The sequence below is a fragment of the Arabiibacter massiliensis genome, assembly GCF_902386925.1.
Classification (GTDB): domain Bacteria; phylum Actinomycetota; class Coriobacteriia; order Coriobacteriales; family Eggerthellaceae; genus Arabiibacter; species Arabiibacter massiliensis.
In genome coordinates, this window is sequence record NZ_LR698996.1 from 583,362 (window position 1) to 598,909 (window position 15,548).

Genomic DNA, 15,548 nt, shown 5'->3' on the forward strand with positions numbered 1-15,548 from the left:
CTACTCACCTTCCTTCTGCGCCGCGGCCTCGGCGGCGGCCTTCTTGGCCTTCGCGGCGAGGGCCGCCTTCACGCGCGCCACCTTCTCGGGATCGACGCCCGCCAGGCGCGCCTCCAGGCCGTCCTCGCCGGACGGGGCGACGACGCCCTCGCGCTTCGGCTTGGCCTCGGGATGCTCCGCCACGAACTCGGCGTTGGCTATCGCGGCCTTGGCCGCCTTGGCAGCGGCGAGCTTCCTGGCCTTCTCGCGCGCGGCATGCTGGGCCGGCGAGATGACGGTCATGGGCTCCTTCTGCGCGAGCGCGTAGAAGCTCCCGCCGAAGTCGATGGCGATGTCGGCGATGTCTACGCCGAACAGGTCGTGCGCCTCGTTCTCGAACACGAACGCCGCGAGGAACTCGCCGGTGATGCTGGGCACCGTGGTGCCCTTCTTCACGCCCTTGATCTCGTGGTTCGCCAGCAGGCCGTCCTTCATGAACGAGTAGACGAGGTCCACGCCGTCCTCGGTGCTGACGGCGAGCATCTGCACGAAGCGCGCGCCCTCGGCCTTCTTCTCGGCGGCGAGCGCCGGCAGCTCCTCGACGGCGAGCGGGATGAACTCGCTTCTCAGCTCCATCTCCTACGCCCCCATCCTCTGCGCCTGCAGGGCCTTCGACTTCTCCTCAAGGATGCCCATGGCCTCGACCACCGCGTCGATGATGGCCTCGGGGCGCACGGCGCAGCCAGGCGCGTACACGTCCACGGGGATGGCCTGGTCCACGCCGCCGATCACGTTGTAGCAGTCGTGGAAGATGCCGGCCGAGCACGCGCAGATGCCGCACGCCACGACCGCCTTCGGCTCCACCATCTGGTCGTAGATCTCCTGCACCACCTTGATGTTCTGCTCGTTCACGCTGCCGGTTACCAGGAAGATGTCGGCGTGCTTGGGGTTGCCGGTGTTGATGATGCCGAAGCGCTCCACGTCGAAGCCGGGGCACAGCGCCGCCAGCACCTCGATGTCGCAGCCGTTGCAGCTGGACCCGTCGTAGTGGATGACCCACGGCGATTTGGTTGCATACGTCATAGATGCGGCTCCTTTACAGAAGGTAGGGCGCGTACGCGAGCACGGCGATGTTCACGCCGCCGGCGACCAGCGCCACCGCCCACGCCGACTTCAGCAGCGCCTGCCATTTCACGCGCGCGAAGTTGTTGTCGATCCAGATCTCGAGGAAGTACGCGATCGCCGCGACGAGCACGGCCGCGACGAGCGACGCCGGGCCGCCCCAGACGAAGAACAGGCCCGTCCAGCCCAAGAACAGGATGTTCTCGCACCAGTGCATGACCTCCACCTTCGCGAGCGTGCGCCCGCTCATCTCGGTGGTGATGCCCTTGACGATCTCCTGGTGGGCATGGTGGGAGTACGACAGGTCGAAGGGCGACTTGCGCAGCTTGATGGTGAGCACGAACAGGAAGCCCAGGAACACCGGCCAGATGGACACGATGACGGGCAGGCCCAGGTCGAACGCCCCGGCGACGTCGAAGGTGCCGGCGGCCAGGAAGTACGCCACGGCCATGAGCAGCACCATGGGCTCGTAGGCCATCACCTGCAGCGTCTCGCGGGCGGCGCCGATCTCGGCGTAGGGGCTGCGCGTGGAGTACGCGGCCACGATGAAGAACAGGCCCGACAGCGTGATCACGAACACGCTCATCAGCAGGTTGCCGCCGGAGAAGAAGATGCCGCCGGCGATGAGCGTGAACGCGAGCGCGCAGGTGACGTAGGTCCCCTCGACGGAGTTCACGGACACGTCGTCCTTCTCGATGAGCTTGCGCACGTCGTAGTAGGGCTGCAGAAGCGGCGGGCCGACGCGGCCCTGCATGCGGGCCGAGATCCTGCGGTCGAGGCCGGCGAGCAGGCAGCCCGCCACCGGCGCCAGGACGGCGAAGGCGAGGGTGCCGACGAGCACGAGGAGCAGTTGCATACCAGATCACACCCTTCCCTAGAACATCCCCGGCACGGCCGCGGCCGAGGCCGCGAACGCGGCGATGATTATGAGCGCGCATACGGCGGTGCCCGCCGGCGAGATGCGGGCCTCGCCGAAGACGCCCTCGAGGTACCAGTTGCGCGCCGTGGCGGCCGTCTCGCCCGAGAGCGAGTTGCTGAACGTCCGCTCGGCGTTGTCGCGGCTCACGCCGGCCAGGTACACGTCCGCCCGCTTGGCCTTGGAGCGCCCGAGCCCGGCGAACAGCACGATGGCGACGACGGCCGACAGGATGGAGGCGATCCAGAGGTTCGCGGCCGAGATGTCCTGGCCGAGGGCGCCGAACACGCTGTAGACGTAGGGCTCCACGACGGCCCAGGAGATGACCGGCAGGCCGACGCAGCACAGGACGACGAGCACGGCCATGGCCAGGATGGCGATCCACTCGCTTTTGTGCACGCCCTCCTCCACGTTCTCGCGCCCGGCGGCGATGCCGGAGAGCTTGCCGAGCCACTTGGCCCAGAACATGAACGTGGCGGCCGAGCCGAACGCGAGCACGATGATGAGCGCCACCTGGCCGGTCTCGGCGAAGGAGACGAGCGTGGCCCACTTGGCCACCAGCATGCCGAAGGGCGCGATGAACATGCACAGGATGCCGAGCATCATGAAGCGCGCCAGGCGCGGCATGCGCTCGAAGAGCAGGTCCATGTCCTCGATGTCGCGGCTGCCGATATGGTGCTCGGCCGTGCCGACGCACAGGAACAGAAGCGACTTCGCGATGGCGTGGAACAGGATGAGGAACGCGGCGGCCCACACGGCCTCCGGCGTGCCCACGCCGGCGCACGCCGCGATGAGCCCGAGGTTGGCGATGGTGGAGTACGCGAGCACGCGCTTGGCGTTGGTCTGCGAGATGGCCATGAACGAGCAGAGCGCGAACGTGATGCCGCCCACGAGCACGACCATGAGGGAGGGCACCGCGGCCAGGAACCCGGCCTGCGGGTCGGCCACGCCGGCGTACATCACGGGCGCGAGCTTCACGAGCAGGAACACGCCCGCCTTCACCATCGTGGAGGAGTGGAGCAGGGCCGAGGTGGGCGTGGGCGCCACCATGGCGCCGAGCAGCCACGTGTGGAACGGCATCTGCGCGGCCTTGACGAGGCCCGCGAACGCGAGCGCGGTGACCGGCAGCACGACGAGGGCCGGATTCTGCACGCCGATCACGAGGAAGTCGATCAGCGAGAGCGTGCCGAGGGAGGAGGCGCACACGATGAGGGCGACCAGAAACGCGATGCCGCCGAGCATGTTCATCGTCACCTGCCTGAAGGCGTTTCCGATGGCCTCGCCGGTGCGGGTGTAGCCGATGAGCAGGAACGAGCAGAGCGTCGTGATCTCCCACGACGAGAACAGCCAGTGCATGTTGTTGGAGAACACCACGCCGAACATGGCGCCCAGCAAAAGGAACATGAGCGCGAAGAACCGCGGGCGCCTATCGACGTTCTCGTCGCCCTCGGCCTGGTGATGCGCATGGAAATCCTCCATGTAGCCGATGGCGTAGACGCAGATGCCCGAGCCGATGATACCGATGATCAGGGCCATGAGCAGCGACAGCGAGTCGAAGTAGAGGCCCTGGTGCACCTCGATGCGCCAGGCGAACCCGAACTCGAGCACGAGCGAGAGCGTCGCCTGGATCGCCGCGAGCACGCATGCGAGCACGTTGCGGTACTTCACGCCGTAGAAGAAGATGACCGCGGCGATGGTCACGCCGATGCCCGTGCAGACGTAGTCGAGGACATGCGGGCCGAACGGCAAGAGCACGATTCCCGACGTGCCGATCCCGGAGACCGCGAGCCAGACCGAGGCTAGAGCGATGACGAGCGCCGAGGCTGCGACAATCGCGTTTCTCGCTCGGTTGTTGCGCACGATGAGCAGCACGCCTGCAACAACCAGCGGGAAAAGGATTAGAAAGCCGAGCAGAGCCACGTTGCCTCCCCCTTTTCATGTTTTTCGATGTTTGCGAGCAGAAAGCGACCGGGCGTCGCTCGTCCATGCACTCTAGCAGAGAAGGAAAAACGGTCAAGCGGCGGGTCGAATCCGGTTGCTTTCGTGTAAAAAAGGGGGTGCCAGCGGTTCGCACCTCTCCAACGAACGGCTGCTGTTGACGGATGGACGGCGTTTCGAGGCCGAACCGTCACCGAGCCGTCACGTCGGCGAGCGGTCGGGGGGGCGGGAGCGCAGACGCGGCCCCCCCCCCGGAGCCTCACTCCTTGTGGGAGGCCTCGCGCGCCTCGAGCCGCGCGAGACGACGCCATTCGAAAACGAGGAACGCCGCGACAAGGAGCGTGGAGGTGATGTCCGAGATCGACGGCGCGAGCCACACGCTCTCGAGCGGCGTGATGGGCAGCAGGCCCGGCAGGACCATCGGGCAGAACACGAGCAGCGGGATGAGGAACAGGATCTGGCGCGTGAGCGTGAGCACGGTGGCCTTCACCGCCTGCCCCGTGGCGTCGAAGTAGTTCGATCCGATGGATTGCAGCGGCAGAATGGGGATGAACAGCAGGAACAGCACGAGCGCCCACGCCGTCTCGGCCATGTACTCCTCCGGCAGGCCGAACAGGTGCGCGTACATGTCCGGCGCCACGATGACGGTGGCCCACAGGGGCGCCGTGACGGCCACGCCGAGCAGCACCGCCTGCGCGAGCACCCGCTTCATGCGGCCGTACTGCCGCGCGCCGTAGTTGTACCCGATGAGGGGCTGCGCTCCCATCGCGATGCCCATCGACGGCATGAACGTGAACATGCCCACGGCGGTGAGCACGCGCATGATGGCGAGCGCCCCGTCCACGCCGATGGCGTCGGACGCCCCGTAGAGCACGAGCAGGTTGTTCTCGATCATCGAGGACACGGCGAAGCCCAGCTCCATGACCGAGGGCGCCACGCCGAGCGCGCAGATGCGCAGGGCGACGCGGGGCCTCAGGCCGAGCGACGCGCGCCGCAGCGGCATGGGCGAGCCCTTCTTCAGGAAGAACTGCATGACGAAGGCGGCCGAGAGCGCCCATGAGCACACGGTGGCCAGGCCCGCGCCGCGCATCCCGCCGTCGAGCACGATGATGAACAGGTAGCCGAGCACGATGTTCGCGCCCGTGCCCACGAGCATGGAGCCGAGCGCGCGGTTGGGATGCCCCGCTGTGCGGATGAAGTTGTTCATGCCGAACGCGATGAACTGCAAGGGGCAGCCCGCCACGATCACGGTCATGAAGTCCATGGCGAGCGGCAGCACGTCCTCGTCGGCGCCCGAGTAGCGTAGGATGGGCTCGAGCGCGAAGGCCGCGACGGCCCAGAGCACCACCGTGGCCAGAAGCAGCAGCACGAAGCTGTTGCCCAGCACGCGCTCGGCCACCGCGCGGCGGCGCTCCCCCAGCTTGATGGCCGCGAGCGCGTTGCCGCCCACGCCCACGAGCATGGCCACGGCGATCATGGCCGTCATCATGGGGTTCGCCACCGTGGTGGCGGCCAGGCCGTCGGCGCCCACCGCGTGCCCCACGTACACCGCGTCGATGACGTTGTAGAGCATCTGCACCATCATGCCCGCCACGGCCGGCAGCGAGAACTCGAGCAGCAGCTTGAACGTGCCCTCGGTGCCCATCCGGTCTATCGTGCGATCCTTGCCGCGCGGGGCCGGCGCGGCCTCGTCGACGGCTATTCCATTCGTTTCCATAAGCGAGCTCCTGAACGCGAACATGCGTCCGAAGGCCGCCGCGTGGGCGGGCGTTTCGAGCGCATGTCGTCGGCTTTCCGGGTTGTCCCGGCAGACTCTTCAACCCCGGGTCATCCCGGGCGAAAGACAGTATACCATCCTGACGCCCCTCGTAGGGCAAGGGCTCTGCCCTTGCCGCAACCTGCGTGTCGGGGCCGTGTCAGGGGGACGGTTCTCTTGACACCTGGGACTGCCTCGTAGGGCAAGGGCTCTGCCCTTGCCGCAACCTGCGGGGCGATTCCGCCCGACGGCAAGGGCAGAGCCCTTGCCCTACGCTCGACACGGGAGAGGCGGCGAGGCGAAACTTTGATACAAGCCCCATGAAAAACGGCCCCCGGAGGAGCCGTTCTCTTCGCATGTATGTGCGCGCTGTTTAGAGGGCGCGAACCTTCGTGGCCTGGTCCTTGCCGTTGTTGCCGGAGGCGACCGTGAACTCGACGCGGGCGTTCTCCTCGAGGGTCTTGAAACCGTCGCCCTGGATCTCGCTGAAGTGGACGAACAGGTCGCCGCCTTCCTCCTGGGAGATGAAACCGTAGCCCTTTTCGGCGTTGAACCATTTCACTGTACCAAAAGCCATGCAAACCTAACTTCCCGCCCCGAAGGGCTGCAACCGACGGATTCGCCCATCTGGAGCGGTCCGTTCACATATGCGGCGTGCTGCCGCCGGATCAGTCTACACGCCGGAGGCCCCCGCATGCTCCGCGATGGGATAATAGCCGCGCGCACACGGTATCAACACGTTCGGATCCGCTATGCCTTCTTGCCGGTGAAGAGGTTGATCACAGCGAGCAGCACCACCGAGCCGATCAGCGCCACGACGAACGACCACAGGTTGAACCCGGTGAAGCCGGCCGCGCCGAAGAAGCTCATGATGAACCCGCCCACCAGCGCGCCCACGATGCCGACGACGATGTTCTTGACCAGGCTCCCCTGCTCCTTCATGATCATGCCCGCGATCCAGCCTGCCAAGCCGCCGATGACGATCCATACGATGATGCTCATAATAAGCCTCCTATCTGCCGTTTGACCGATAAGGATAGGAGGATCCGCGCCGCCGCGACGCCGCGCGCGGCGAAGGTGGACGCCCCGTTGCGAAGCCGTTTTCCTCCCGCAGCCGCGGGCCTTACGCGTCGCCGTAGAGCGTGTAGCCGTTGCGGCCGCGGTCCTTCGTGCGGTAGAGCGCCTCGTCGGCGTGCTTGTAGAGCGTCTTGAAGTCGCGCCCGTCGCGCGGCGCGAGCGCGATGCCGATGCTCGCCGACACGTGCCAGGTCGCGTCGCCTTCCGTGTGGTCATGGTCGAGCGCCCGCGAGAGCACCTCGGCCTTGCGCTTGGCCCACGTGTCGCTCGGCACGGTGACGAACGCCACGAACTCGTCGCCGCCCACGCGCCCGATGATGTCGTCTTTGCGGAAGCTCGAGCGGATGGTGCCCGTGAACGACTCGATCACCGAGTCGCCGAACACGTGCCCGAACCGGTCGTTGGCCTGCTTGAACACGTCGATGTCGAAGATGAAGAAGGCGCACGTCTCGTCGGGGCGCTCCGCCAGGCGCCGCTCGATGAGGTGCATCGTGGCCGATTTCGTGTAGAGCCCCGTCATCTCGTCGGTCATGGCCAGATGCTGCAGGCGGTTCTCCTGGCGCTTCTCCGCGTCGATGTTCTGGCGGTACACCAGCATGCGCACCGAGTCGTCCGCATCGTTCTGCACGAGGCGCGCGGTGATGCGCATCCAGTAGTAGTCGCCGCCGGAGGAGATCATGCACTCGTAGCTCAGCACGTCGCGGCCCTCGGCGAACGCCGCGAGCACGCTCTCGGGCGAGAACATGTCGAGGTAGCCCTGGCGGAACTCCTCCTTGATCTGCTTCTCGGCCACGATGTGCAGCGAGCTGCTGAACGGCAGGCCGCGCGGCGCGCCCAGGCTCTCGAAGTAGTCCTCGGCCGCCTGGTTCGCGGGGCGGTCGTGGGTGACGTCCAGCTCGTAGATGCCGTCGAACATCTGGTCGGTGGCCTTCTCGAAGGCCGTGCGCCGCTCGCGCTCGACCGACTGGGTGAGGTTCACGATCCGGCGGTTGAAGCCGCGGATGACCGAGGTGATGATGATCAGGATGACCGCGACGATGGCCGTGATCACGAGCACGGTGCGCACGAGCTGGGCGCGCAGCTCCGCGATGGTGGAGCCCGTGTCGCGCTCCACCACGAGGTGCCAGCCCAGGTCGCTCACGTAGCGCGACACCACGAACGAGGACGCCACGCCCCCCTCGACGTCCTTCTCCGCCCAGAAGCCGCCCGAGTTGTCGGCCGCGTCGCGGTCGAGCACGTCGTCGCGCTGGCCGGAGGTGAAGGGGTGCAGCGAGAAGTAGTCGATGCCCTCGTGGCCGTTGTGCTCGGTCGAGACCTCCACCACCCCGGAGTCGTCCACGAGGTAGGCGTCGACGCCGAACTCCTCGCGGTAGTTGAGGAAGAGCCCCTGCAGGTGCTCCACGCGCATGCCCACGCCGATGACGCCGAGCACCTCGTCGCCGGAGTGGATCTTGCAGTTCACGAACACGGTGATCTCGTCGTGGGCGGCCTCGTCGTTATCCACGTTCATGGCGTGCTCCTCGCCGCCCTCGAGCAGCGCGAAGTACCAGTCGTTCTCGGGGTCGCCCCGCTCGAGCACGCGGTCGATGCCCTCGAAGTTGTAGTAGCGCCCCGTGGCCGTGGACACGAGGAACACCGAGTCGTAGCCGTACTGGTCGCGGTAGGAGGCCAGGTACTCGCGGATCGTCTCGATGTAGGCCGCGTCGTCGCGGCGCGCGGGCTCCTCGAGCAGCAGGCTTTCCAGCAGGCTGTCGTTGGCCATGGTGAGCGAGATGTTCACCGGCTTGGCGAACTCGGCGCTCAGGCGGTAGTAGATGCTCTCGGAGGCAAGGCGCGACACCTGCTCGATGCTCTCGATCGACGCGCCGTAGTTGGCCTGGTAGCTGAGCAGCGACGTGATGGCGAAGCCGCCGATGACGACGAGGCAGATCAGGACGTTAGTCCGCATCAAAATGCCCTGCTTCATCCATCGCTCCGATCGCCGCACCTAATGTTCCGAACTTACAGTAGCACGCGAAGCGCACCATGTCGGCACCAACGAAAAGCTTCAACGAATGCGGAAAGGCCGCGCGCAGGCGGGAGGCGGTCAAATCCCTCGAAATTCCTCCTTGCAAAGCCGGAGGGTTACGGTTAATATAATCAACGCTGTTTCGCAAGCCGCAGGGCTGCGAAGCGCGATGAACGGGTTGTGGCGCAGTTTGGTAGCGCACTTGACTGGGGGTCAAGGGGTCGCAGGTTCAAATCCTGTCAACCCGACCAGAACGCTCAAGGGCCTGGACGAGGGAAGCCTCCGTCCGGGCCCTTCTCTTTTCCGCCCGAATGCGGGCGCGCCGCCCAAGGCGAACTAATCGGTGAGCGGCAGCCTCGATAATCCTGCATGAAACGAATCACCGCATCGGGTTTTCTGCATGGGCGCGCCGTGGTTTCCATTTTTTGCGGCGAGCGGTCGCATCCACCCGTTTCCGCTGGTCAGAAATATCGCGAAAACCATTTTGTGCACCTGCACAAGACGCTATACTTTCAGCCTCCGCACGCGTCGGGAAGAATCCGGCGCGCGGTCGGGCCCCAAGGCCCCGGATTCCCGAAATCTCCGAAGGAGGGTACTACATGAGCGGCGACAACGTGGTATTGGCAAGGAACACCGAAGGCGCGCCCCAGAGCGACCTGCATGCGCAGACGGTGGCGTTCTCCCACTACAACAACCTCTCGGCCCAGCTGCCCATCGATCCCGAGACCGGCGCGCTCGTGGCCGGCGGCATCGCCGAGCAGGCCGACCAGTGCTTCGCCAACATCGAGGCCATCGTCGACAGCATCGACCACTCCCTGACCGACGTGGTGCGCATCACCGTCTTCGTCCGCGACATCCGCGACGTCGACGCGGTTGACGAGGTCTTCCGCGCCTACTTCCCCACCTACGTGCCCGCGCGCACGACGGTGGCCGTGGACGCGCTGCCGATGGACGCGCTCGTGCAGGTGGAGGCGCTCCTCACCAACGGCGAGGGCACCATCCCCGACGCGCCCCAGGCCGGCGACCTGGTGAAGTACGTGAACAACACGCACAACGCCCCCTACGACGCCCTGTCCTCCCAGTCCGTGGCGTTCTCGCACTACAACAACGTCACCGCCCAGCTGCCCATCGACCCCGTGTCGAGCCAGATCGTGGTCGGCGGCGTAGCCGAGCAGGCCGCGCAGTGCCTGAAGAACATCAAGGCCGTCCTCACCAGCATCGACGCGCCGTTCGACGACATCGTCAAGGTGACCGTGTTCCTGAAGGACCTCGCCGACCTCGATGCCGTGGACGAGGTGTACACGCGCTTCTTCCCCGATTCGGGCATCGCGCGCGCCGTGGGCTACCTGCCCGCCCGCACCGTGGTGGAGGTGGCCGACCTGCCGCTGCACGCGCTCGTGCAGATCGAGGCCGTCGTGTCGCACGGCGACGGCACGCCCCCGCAGGAGGTGGAGGCCCGTCACGGCCTGATCGTCGAGGCCAACGACACCGACGCCGCCCCCAAGAGCGCCCTGTCCTCGCAGTCCGTGGCGTTCTCGCACTACAACAACATCTCGGCGCAGCTGGGCGTCGACGCCGCCACGGGCAAGCTCGTGGCCGGCGGCGCGGCCGAGCAGGCCGAGCAGGCGTGCAAGAACATCCAGGCCATCATCGAGAACGTCGACCACACGATGGCCGACGCCGTCAAGGTGAACGTGTACCTGCGCGACCTGGCCGACCTCGCGGCCGTCGAGGACGCATGCGCCCGCTGCTTCGGCGGGACCCCGGCCTTCCGCGCCGTGGGCACGTCCGCGCTGCCGATGGACGCGCGCGTCATGATCGATGCCATCTTCGGAAACGCCGAGGGCACCCCGCCCGTGGCGTAAGCGCCGCGCCCAGCTGCATGGGATAGCGCGCGAATCGAGAAGGCCCGCCCCGATGGAAGTCGAGGCGGGCCTTTTTGTCATCCTGAGCGGAGCGACCGAAGGGAGCGGAGTCGAAGGATCCCGTGCGGCGTCAGCAGGAAGCGTCACAGCTATCGCCGCACGGGATCCTTCGACTCGCTTCGCTCGCTCAGGATGACAAGGGCCCCTACTTCAAAAACTCCTTGGCTTTGTCGAGGATCTCGTCGGCGATGCGGGACTTGGCCATGCGGGGCAGCTCCTCCACGTCGTCCTCGTCCACGAACCATACGGCGTTGTCATCGGTGCCGAAGGCGCGGCCGTCGCCCACCTGGTTCGCCACGATGAAGTCGGCGTGCTTGGAGGCGAGCTTCTTCTCGGCGTTGGCCACCACGTCGCCCGTCTCGGCCGCGAAGCCCACCACCACCTGGCCCCCGCGCTTAGCCGCGCCGAGCGTGGCCAGGATGTCGGGGTTCTCCACGAGGTCGATGGTGCCGAGCTCGGCGTCGGCCTGGCCCTTCTTGAGCTTGTGGTCGGCCGCCTCGCGCGGGCGCATGTCGGCCACGGCGGCGGCGAACACGGCGACGTCGGCATGCTCGAAGGCCTCCTCGGCGGCGGCCATCATCTCGCGCGCCGTCTTCACGCGCACGACGCGCACGCCCTCGGGCGCGGGCAGCGACACGGGGCCGGACACGAGCGTCACCTCGGCGCCGCGCAGGGCGGCCGCGCGGGCGATGGCGTAGCCGGTCTTGCCCGAGGAGTGGTTGGAGATGTAGCGCACCGGGTCGATGGGCTCCACGGTGGGCCCGGCCGTCACCATGACGTGGCGGCCGTCCAGGTCGCGCTGCAGCCCCAGCTCGTCGAGCGTGGCCGCCACGATGTCGTCCACCTCCGCGAGCCTCCCCTTCCCCACGTCGCCGCAGGCCAGGTAGCCGTCGCCGGCCTCGATGATGCGCGCGCCGCGGATGTGCAGCTTGCCGATGTTGTAGCGGGTGGCCGCGTTCTCGTACATGTTCACGTTCATGGCCGGCGCGATGACGAGCGGCGCCGTGGTGGCCAGCGCCGTGGTGGTCAGCAGGTCGTCGGCGATGCCGTTGGCGATCTTGGCGATCACGTTGGCGGTGCACGGCGCGATGAGGAAGGCGTCGGCCTCCTGCGCGAGCGAGATGTGGTGGATGGGGTCGGACGGGTCGTCGAACAGCCCGACGGCCACCGTCTCGTGCGTGAGCGCGCGGAACGTGACGGGGCCCACGAACTCGGTCGCGTGCTCGGTCATGACCACCTTCACGCGCACGCCCGCCTTCTGCAGCGCGCGCACGATCTCGCAGGACTTGTAGGCCGCGATGCAGCCCGTCACCCCCAACAGCACGGTCTTCTGGACGCTAGGCATGGTCAACCTCCTGGATATGCGGCCGCACCACGTCGGCGAGCACCTTCACGTGCGCGCGGCTGCGGTCCAGGCACGGCACGTAGGTGAAGCAGTCGGGCGCGGGCGTGCGGCCCGCGGCCTCGATGCGCTCGAGGTAGAACGGCTTGAGCTCGTGGTCGATGTCGTAGATGGTCTCGAGGCAGTCCACCGCGAAGTTCGGGCAGACGAAGAACACGCGCCCGACGTCGGCCTCGGCCCAGCGCGCCAGCACATCGCGCGTATAGGGCGAGAGCCACTCGCGGCTCTTGTCGAAGCGGCACTGGTAGCCGATGGTCCAGCGGTTGCGGTCGAGCCCCAGCTCGCCGGCGATCTGGAGGCTCGAGGCGCCCGTCTGCAGCTCGTAGGTGTCGCCCGCCTCGATGTCCGCGAGCGGGATGGAGTGGTAGGAGAACAGCACCTTGTCGTCGGAGGCCGCGTCGAAGCCCGCGTGCTCGAGCGAGGCCGCGATGGCGCGGACGTAGGTGGGGTCGTCGTGGTAGTTGTCGATGAAGTCGCACGGCGCGTCCCAGCGCTCCTTCTTGAGGGCGCGCTCGACGCTGTCCGACACCGACCCGGTGGTGGAGAGCGCGCTCTGCGGGTAGAGCGGCAGCACGACGAGGCGCGTGCAGCCCGCCTCCTTGAGCTCGCGCACGCGATCGGGCACCGTGGGGTCGCTGTAGCTCATGGCGCAGCGCACGACGACGTCGAGCCCCTCGCCCTCGAGCGCGGCCTGCAGGCCGCTTTCCAGCTTCTCGTGAGCGATGGTGAACGGCGAGCCCTCGTCGGTCCAGATCATCGCGTACTTCTCGGCGGAGGCGCGCCCGCGCTTGGGCAGGATGAACAGATGGAGGATGAACCACCAGCCCACGCGGTTCATCGGCGCGATGCGCTTGTCCATGAGAAACTTCGCGAGGTACTTGCGCACGGCGCGCGGCCGCGGCTCGGACGGCGTGCCCGTGTTGACGAGGAGCACCCCGCAGCGACCCTGCTCTTGCACGATCGATCACCTTCCTGGAATCCACCATGGGGAAACGGCTGAGTTCCGTCCCCCTGAAATCTGATATAGTTTAGCCCATTGGTCTGGCGGAGGGCAGGTGAATGGAGAAAGAACCGAAAAATCCGGAGGCGCCGGCAGGTGCCGCCGCGGCTTCCGGCGCGGCCGAGCAGGGCATCCTGCGCGAGCTGGGCCAGGAGGTCAAGGAGCAGGTCCGCCCGAACCAAGGCTACCTCAAGCTCGACTACTTCACGCTGTTCTGGCTGTTCGTGGCCGGCTGCGTGGTCGGCCTCGTCGTGGAGACGGCGTTCCACGCCATCGTCTACGGCGGCCTCGAGAGCCGCGCGGGGCTGGTGTGGGGCCCCTTCTCCCCCATCTACGGCGTGGGCGCGGTCGTGCTCACCGCGTCGCTCAACCGCTTCTACCACTCGCACAACCTCATCATCTTCCTCGTGGCCATGGCGGTGGGCTCGGTGATCGAGTACGCCACCAGCTGGCTCATGGAGGTGCTCTGGGGCGCTATCGCCTGGGATTACAGCGGCACGTTCGGCTCGATCAACGGGCGGACTAACTTCGCGTTCGGCGTGATGTGGGGCCTGCTCGGGCTTTTGTGGGTGCGCATGGCGCTGCCGTTCATCAGGCGCATCTTCTCCCATGTGGATGCCCGCGCGCTCGCCGCGCGCCTCGTCACGGCGGCGCTCAGCGCGTTTCTGGCCGTGGACATCGTCGCGACCGTGCTCGCGCTCGACCGCGAGGGCCAGCGCGCCGCCGGCGTGCCGGCCACCACCTGGACGCAGGAGTTCTTCGACGAGCACTTCCCCGACAGCTTCCTGCAAGCCCGCATGCAGAACATGAGCGTCTACGGGAGGGAGTGAGGGCGGCGTGACAGGGGTCCCCCTGTCACGCCGCCCCTGTCACGCCCCGAGGACTTCTTTGCCGGCGGGGGTGCGGCCGGTGCTGCGGGGGGCCAGGGCGTCCAGGACGTCTTGGAGGTCGGCGGGCAGGCTGTCGTGGAAGCGCAGCTCCTCGCCGGTGGCGGGGTGCGCGAAGGCGATCTGGAACGAGTGGAGGAACTGCCGCTCGAGGCCCAGGTCGGCGGCGGCGTCCTTCGGTGCGCGCGAGCGGTACACGGGGTCTCCCACCAGCGGGTGGTGCGCGTACTCCATGTGCACGCGGATCTGGTGCGTCCGCCCGGTGAACAGCTTGCAGTCCACCAGCGTGTAGCCGTCGTCGCGCGGGCCGTGCTCGAAGCGCTCCAGCACGCGGAACGTCGTGACCGCCTCGCGGGCCGAGGCCGCGTCGCGCACGGCCATGCGGGTGCGCTCCTTCTCGGCGCGGGCGATGGGCGCGTCGATCATGCCCGTGTCGTGCGCGATCACGCCGTGGACGAGCGCCAGGTAGCGGCGGTCCACCGCGCGGTCGCGGATGTCGGCCATGAGCGCGTAGCCGGTCGCGTCGTCCTTGGCCGCCAGCATGAGGCCGGTGGTGTCGCGGTCGAGGCGGTGCACGATGCCCAGGCGGTCGTCGTCACCCTGCACGTTGCACAGGTTGTCGGCGCCGCAGTGGTGGATGAGCGCGTTCACCAGCGTGCCGTCGTCATGGTCGACCGAGGGGTGGCATACGAGCCCCGCCTGCTTCGAGAGCACGATGAGGTGCTCGTCCTCGAAGCGGATGTCCAGGTCGATGGCCTGGCCCGTCACGGGTCCGGGCGCCGGCTCGTCTTCGGCTTGGAACACGAGCGTATCCCCCGCCGCCACGGCGTGCTTCTTGGGCACCGTGGCCCCGTTCACGTACACGCGCCCCTCGTCGATCGCGCGGGCGGCGGCGCTGCGGCTCGGGAAGAGCCCGCGCGCGGCCAGCACGGCGTCGAGGCGCTGCCCCGCGTCGGCGGCATCGACGGTGTGGCTCAGAAGGCGCGTCATCGCTCGTCGGGGCCTTCCGGATCCTCGGCTTGCGCGGCGGCCAGCGAAGCCGCGCGGTCGTCGCGGCGCCACGTGAGCAGCATGCCCGCCAAGAACAGCACGAAGCCGCAGGTCACGCCGATGTCGGCCACGTTGAACACCGGGAAGTCGATGAACACCGGCTCGATGAAGTCCACCACGTAGCCCAGCGTGAAGCGGTCGAGCGCATTGCCCAGGCCGCCCGCCACCACGAGCGCGATGCCCGCCGTCTCCAGCATGCCGGCCCTCGGCGAGAACGCGAACAGGTAGACGGTCATGACCGCGCACACCACGAGCGACATGATGCCGAGCGCGAACGTCGAGTCGCCGAACATGCCCCAGGCCATGCCCGTGTTGTGAACGAGGTGGAAGCGCACGAGCCCGAGGAGGGGACCCGTGATGACCTCCCCCTCCGACCAGCCGCCTGACACCCAGCCCTTCGTGGCCACGTCGAGGGCGAGCCAGATGACGACGATCGCCCCGAACACGAGCGCGGCGCGGCCGCGCCGGCCGCCCTTCGCCTGCTCCAC

The 15,548-nt window shown here is 67.5% G+C and carries 14 protein-coding genes and 1 tRNA gene; 3 read left to right on the top strand and 12 right to left on the bottom strand.

The window, feature by feature from the left end; all coding sequences use genetic code 11:
• From FX134_RS02530 to FX134_RS02560, 8 genes are all read right to left on the bottom strand, one after another.
• On the bottom strand, positions 1-615 hold the full coding sequence (locus tag FX134_RS02530; protein WP_080797392.1) for an NADH-quinone oxidoreductase subunit C: 615 nt from the start codon (positions 613-615) through the stop codon (positions 1-3).
• A gap of 3 nt (positions 616-618) precedes the next feature.
• Positions 619-1,062, bottom strand: a complete 444-nt coding sequence (locus FX134_RS02535; RefSeq protein WP_080797393.1) for an NADH-quinone oxidoreductase subunit B family protein — start codon at positions 1,060-1,062, stop codon at positions 619-621.
• A 13-nt stretch (positions 1,063-1,075) separates the two neighbouring features.
• Entirely contained in the window at positions 1,076-1,957 is an 882-nt protein-coding gene (locus FX134_RS14725; protein ID WP_232050818.1) for a complex I subunit 1 family protein, read from the bottom strand.
• An 18-nt stretch (positions 1,958-1,975) separates the two neighbouring features.
• A complete protein-coding gene (locus FX134_RS02540) occupies positions 1,976-3,937 on the bottom strand; it encodes an NADH-quinone oxidoreductase subunit 5 family protein (RefSeq protein ID WP_232050819.1) in 1,962 nt (653 codons plus the stop codon).
• A gap of 277 nt (positions 3,938-4,214) precedes the next feature.
• The gene (locus tag FX134_RS02545) at positions 4,215-5,672 is read right to left on the bottom strand and encodes an MATE family efflux transporter (protein WP_080803692.1); all 1,458 of its coding nucleotides are present in this window, start codon (positions 5,670-5,672) and stop codon (positions 4,215-4,217) included.
• Positions 5,673-6,084: 412 nt separating this feature from the next.
• Complete coding sequence (locus FX134_RS02550; protein ID WP_080797394.1) at positions 6,085-6,288, bottom strand: cold-shock protein; 204 nt, start codon at positions 6,286-6,288, stop codon at positions 6,085-6,087.
• Positions 6,289-6,461: 173 nt separating this feature from the next.
• Positions 6,462-6,713, bottom strand: a complete 252-nt coding sequence (locus FX134_RS02555; protein ID WP_080797395.1) for a GlsB/YeaQ/YmgE family stress response membrane protein — start codon at positions 6,711-6,713, stop codon at positions 6,462-6,464.
• Positions 6,714-6,834: 121 nt separating this feature from the next.
• Positions 6,835-8,736 carry a sensor domain-containing diguanylate cyclase gene (locus tag FX134_RS02560; protein ID WP_197735964.1) on the bottom strand — a complete coding sequence of 634 codons (1,902 nt, stop codon included), beginning with the start codon at positions 8,734-8,736 and terminating at the stop codon, positions 6,835-6,837.
• 234 nt (positions 8,737-8,970) lie between these two features.
• Here FX134_RS02560 and FX134_RS02565 point away from each other — a divergent pair.
• Positions 8,971-9,047, top strand: a tRNA-Pro gene (locus FX134_RS02565).
• Between the two features lie 348 nt (positions 9,048-9,395).
• On the top strand, positions 9,396-10,661 hold the full coding sequence (locus tag FX134_RS02570; RefSeq protein ID WP_080797397.1) for a RidA family protein: 1,266 nt from the start codon (positions 9,396-9,398) through the stop codon (positions 10,659-10,661).
• Between the two features lie 205 nt (positions 10,662-10,866).
• On the opposite strand, the gene coaBC is transcribed toward FX134_RS02570, so the two are convergent.
• On the bottom strand, positions 10,867-12,066 hold the full coding sequence (gene coaBC, locus FX134_RS02575) for a bifunctional phosphopantothenoylcysteine decarboxylase/phosphopantothenate--cysteine ligase CoaBC (RefSeq protein ID WP_080797398.1): 1,200 nt from the start codon (positions 12,064-12,066) through the stop codon (positions 10,867-10,869).
• Positions 12,059-13,081 (bottom strand): ferrochelatase, encoded by a 1,023-nt coding sequence (gene hemH, locus FX134_RS02580; protein ID WP_087881521.1) that lies wholly within the window; start codon positions 13,079-13,081, stop codon positions 12,059-12,061. The genes coaBC and hemH overlap by 8 nt, the downstream gene beginning before the upstream one ends.
• 101 nt (positions 13,082-13,182) lie before the next feature.
• On the opposite strand from hemH, the gene FX134_RS02585 reads away from it, so the two are divergent.
• The gene (locus FX134_RS02585; protein WP_080797400.1) at positions 13,183-13,953 is read left to right on the top strand and encodes a putative ABC transporter permease; all 771 of its coding nucleotides are present in this window, start codon (positions 13,183-13,185) and stop codon (positions 13,951-13,953) included.
• 39 nt (positions 13,954-13,992) lie between these two features.
• Here FX134_RS02585 and FX134_RS02590 read toward each other — a convergent pair whose 3' ends face one another.
• Both FX134_RS02590 and lspA read right to left on the bottom strand, forming a co-directional pair.
• The gene (locus FX134_RS02590) at positions 13,993-15,000 is read right to left on the bottom strand and encodes an RluA family pseudouridine synthase (RefSeq protein ID WP_080797401.1); all 1,008 of its coding nucleotides are present in this window, start codon (positions 14,998-15,000) and stop codon (positions 13,993-13,995) included.
• The gene (gene lspA / locus FX134_RS02595; RefSeq protein WP_080797402.1) at positions 14,997-15,548 is read right to left on the bottom strand and encodes a signal peptidase II; all 552 of its coding nucleotides are present in this window, start codon (positions 15,546-15,548) and stop codon (positions 14,997-14,999) included. Before lspA ends, FX134_RS02590 begins: the two co-directional genes overlap by 4 nt.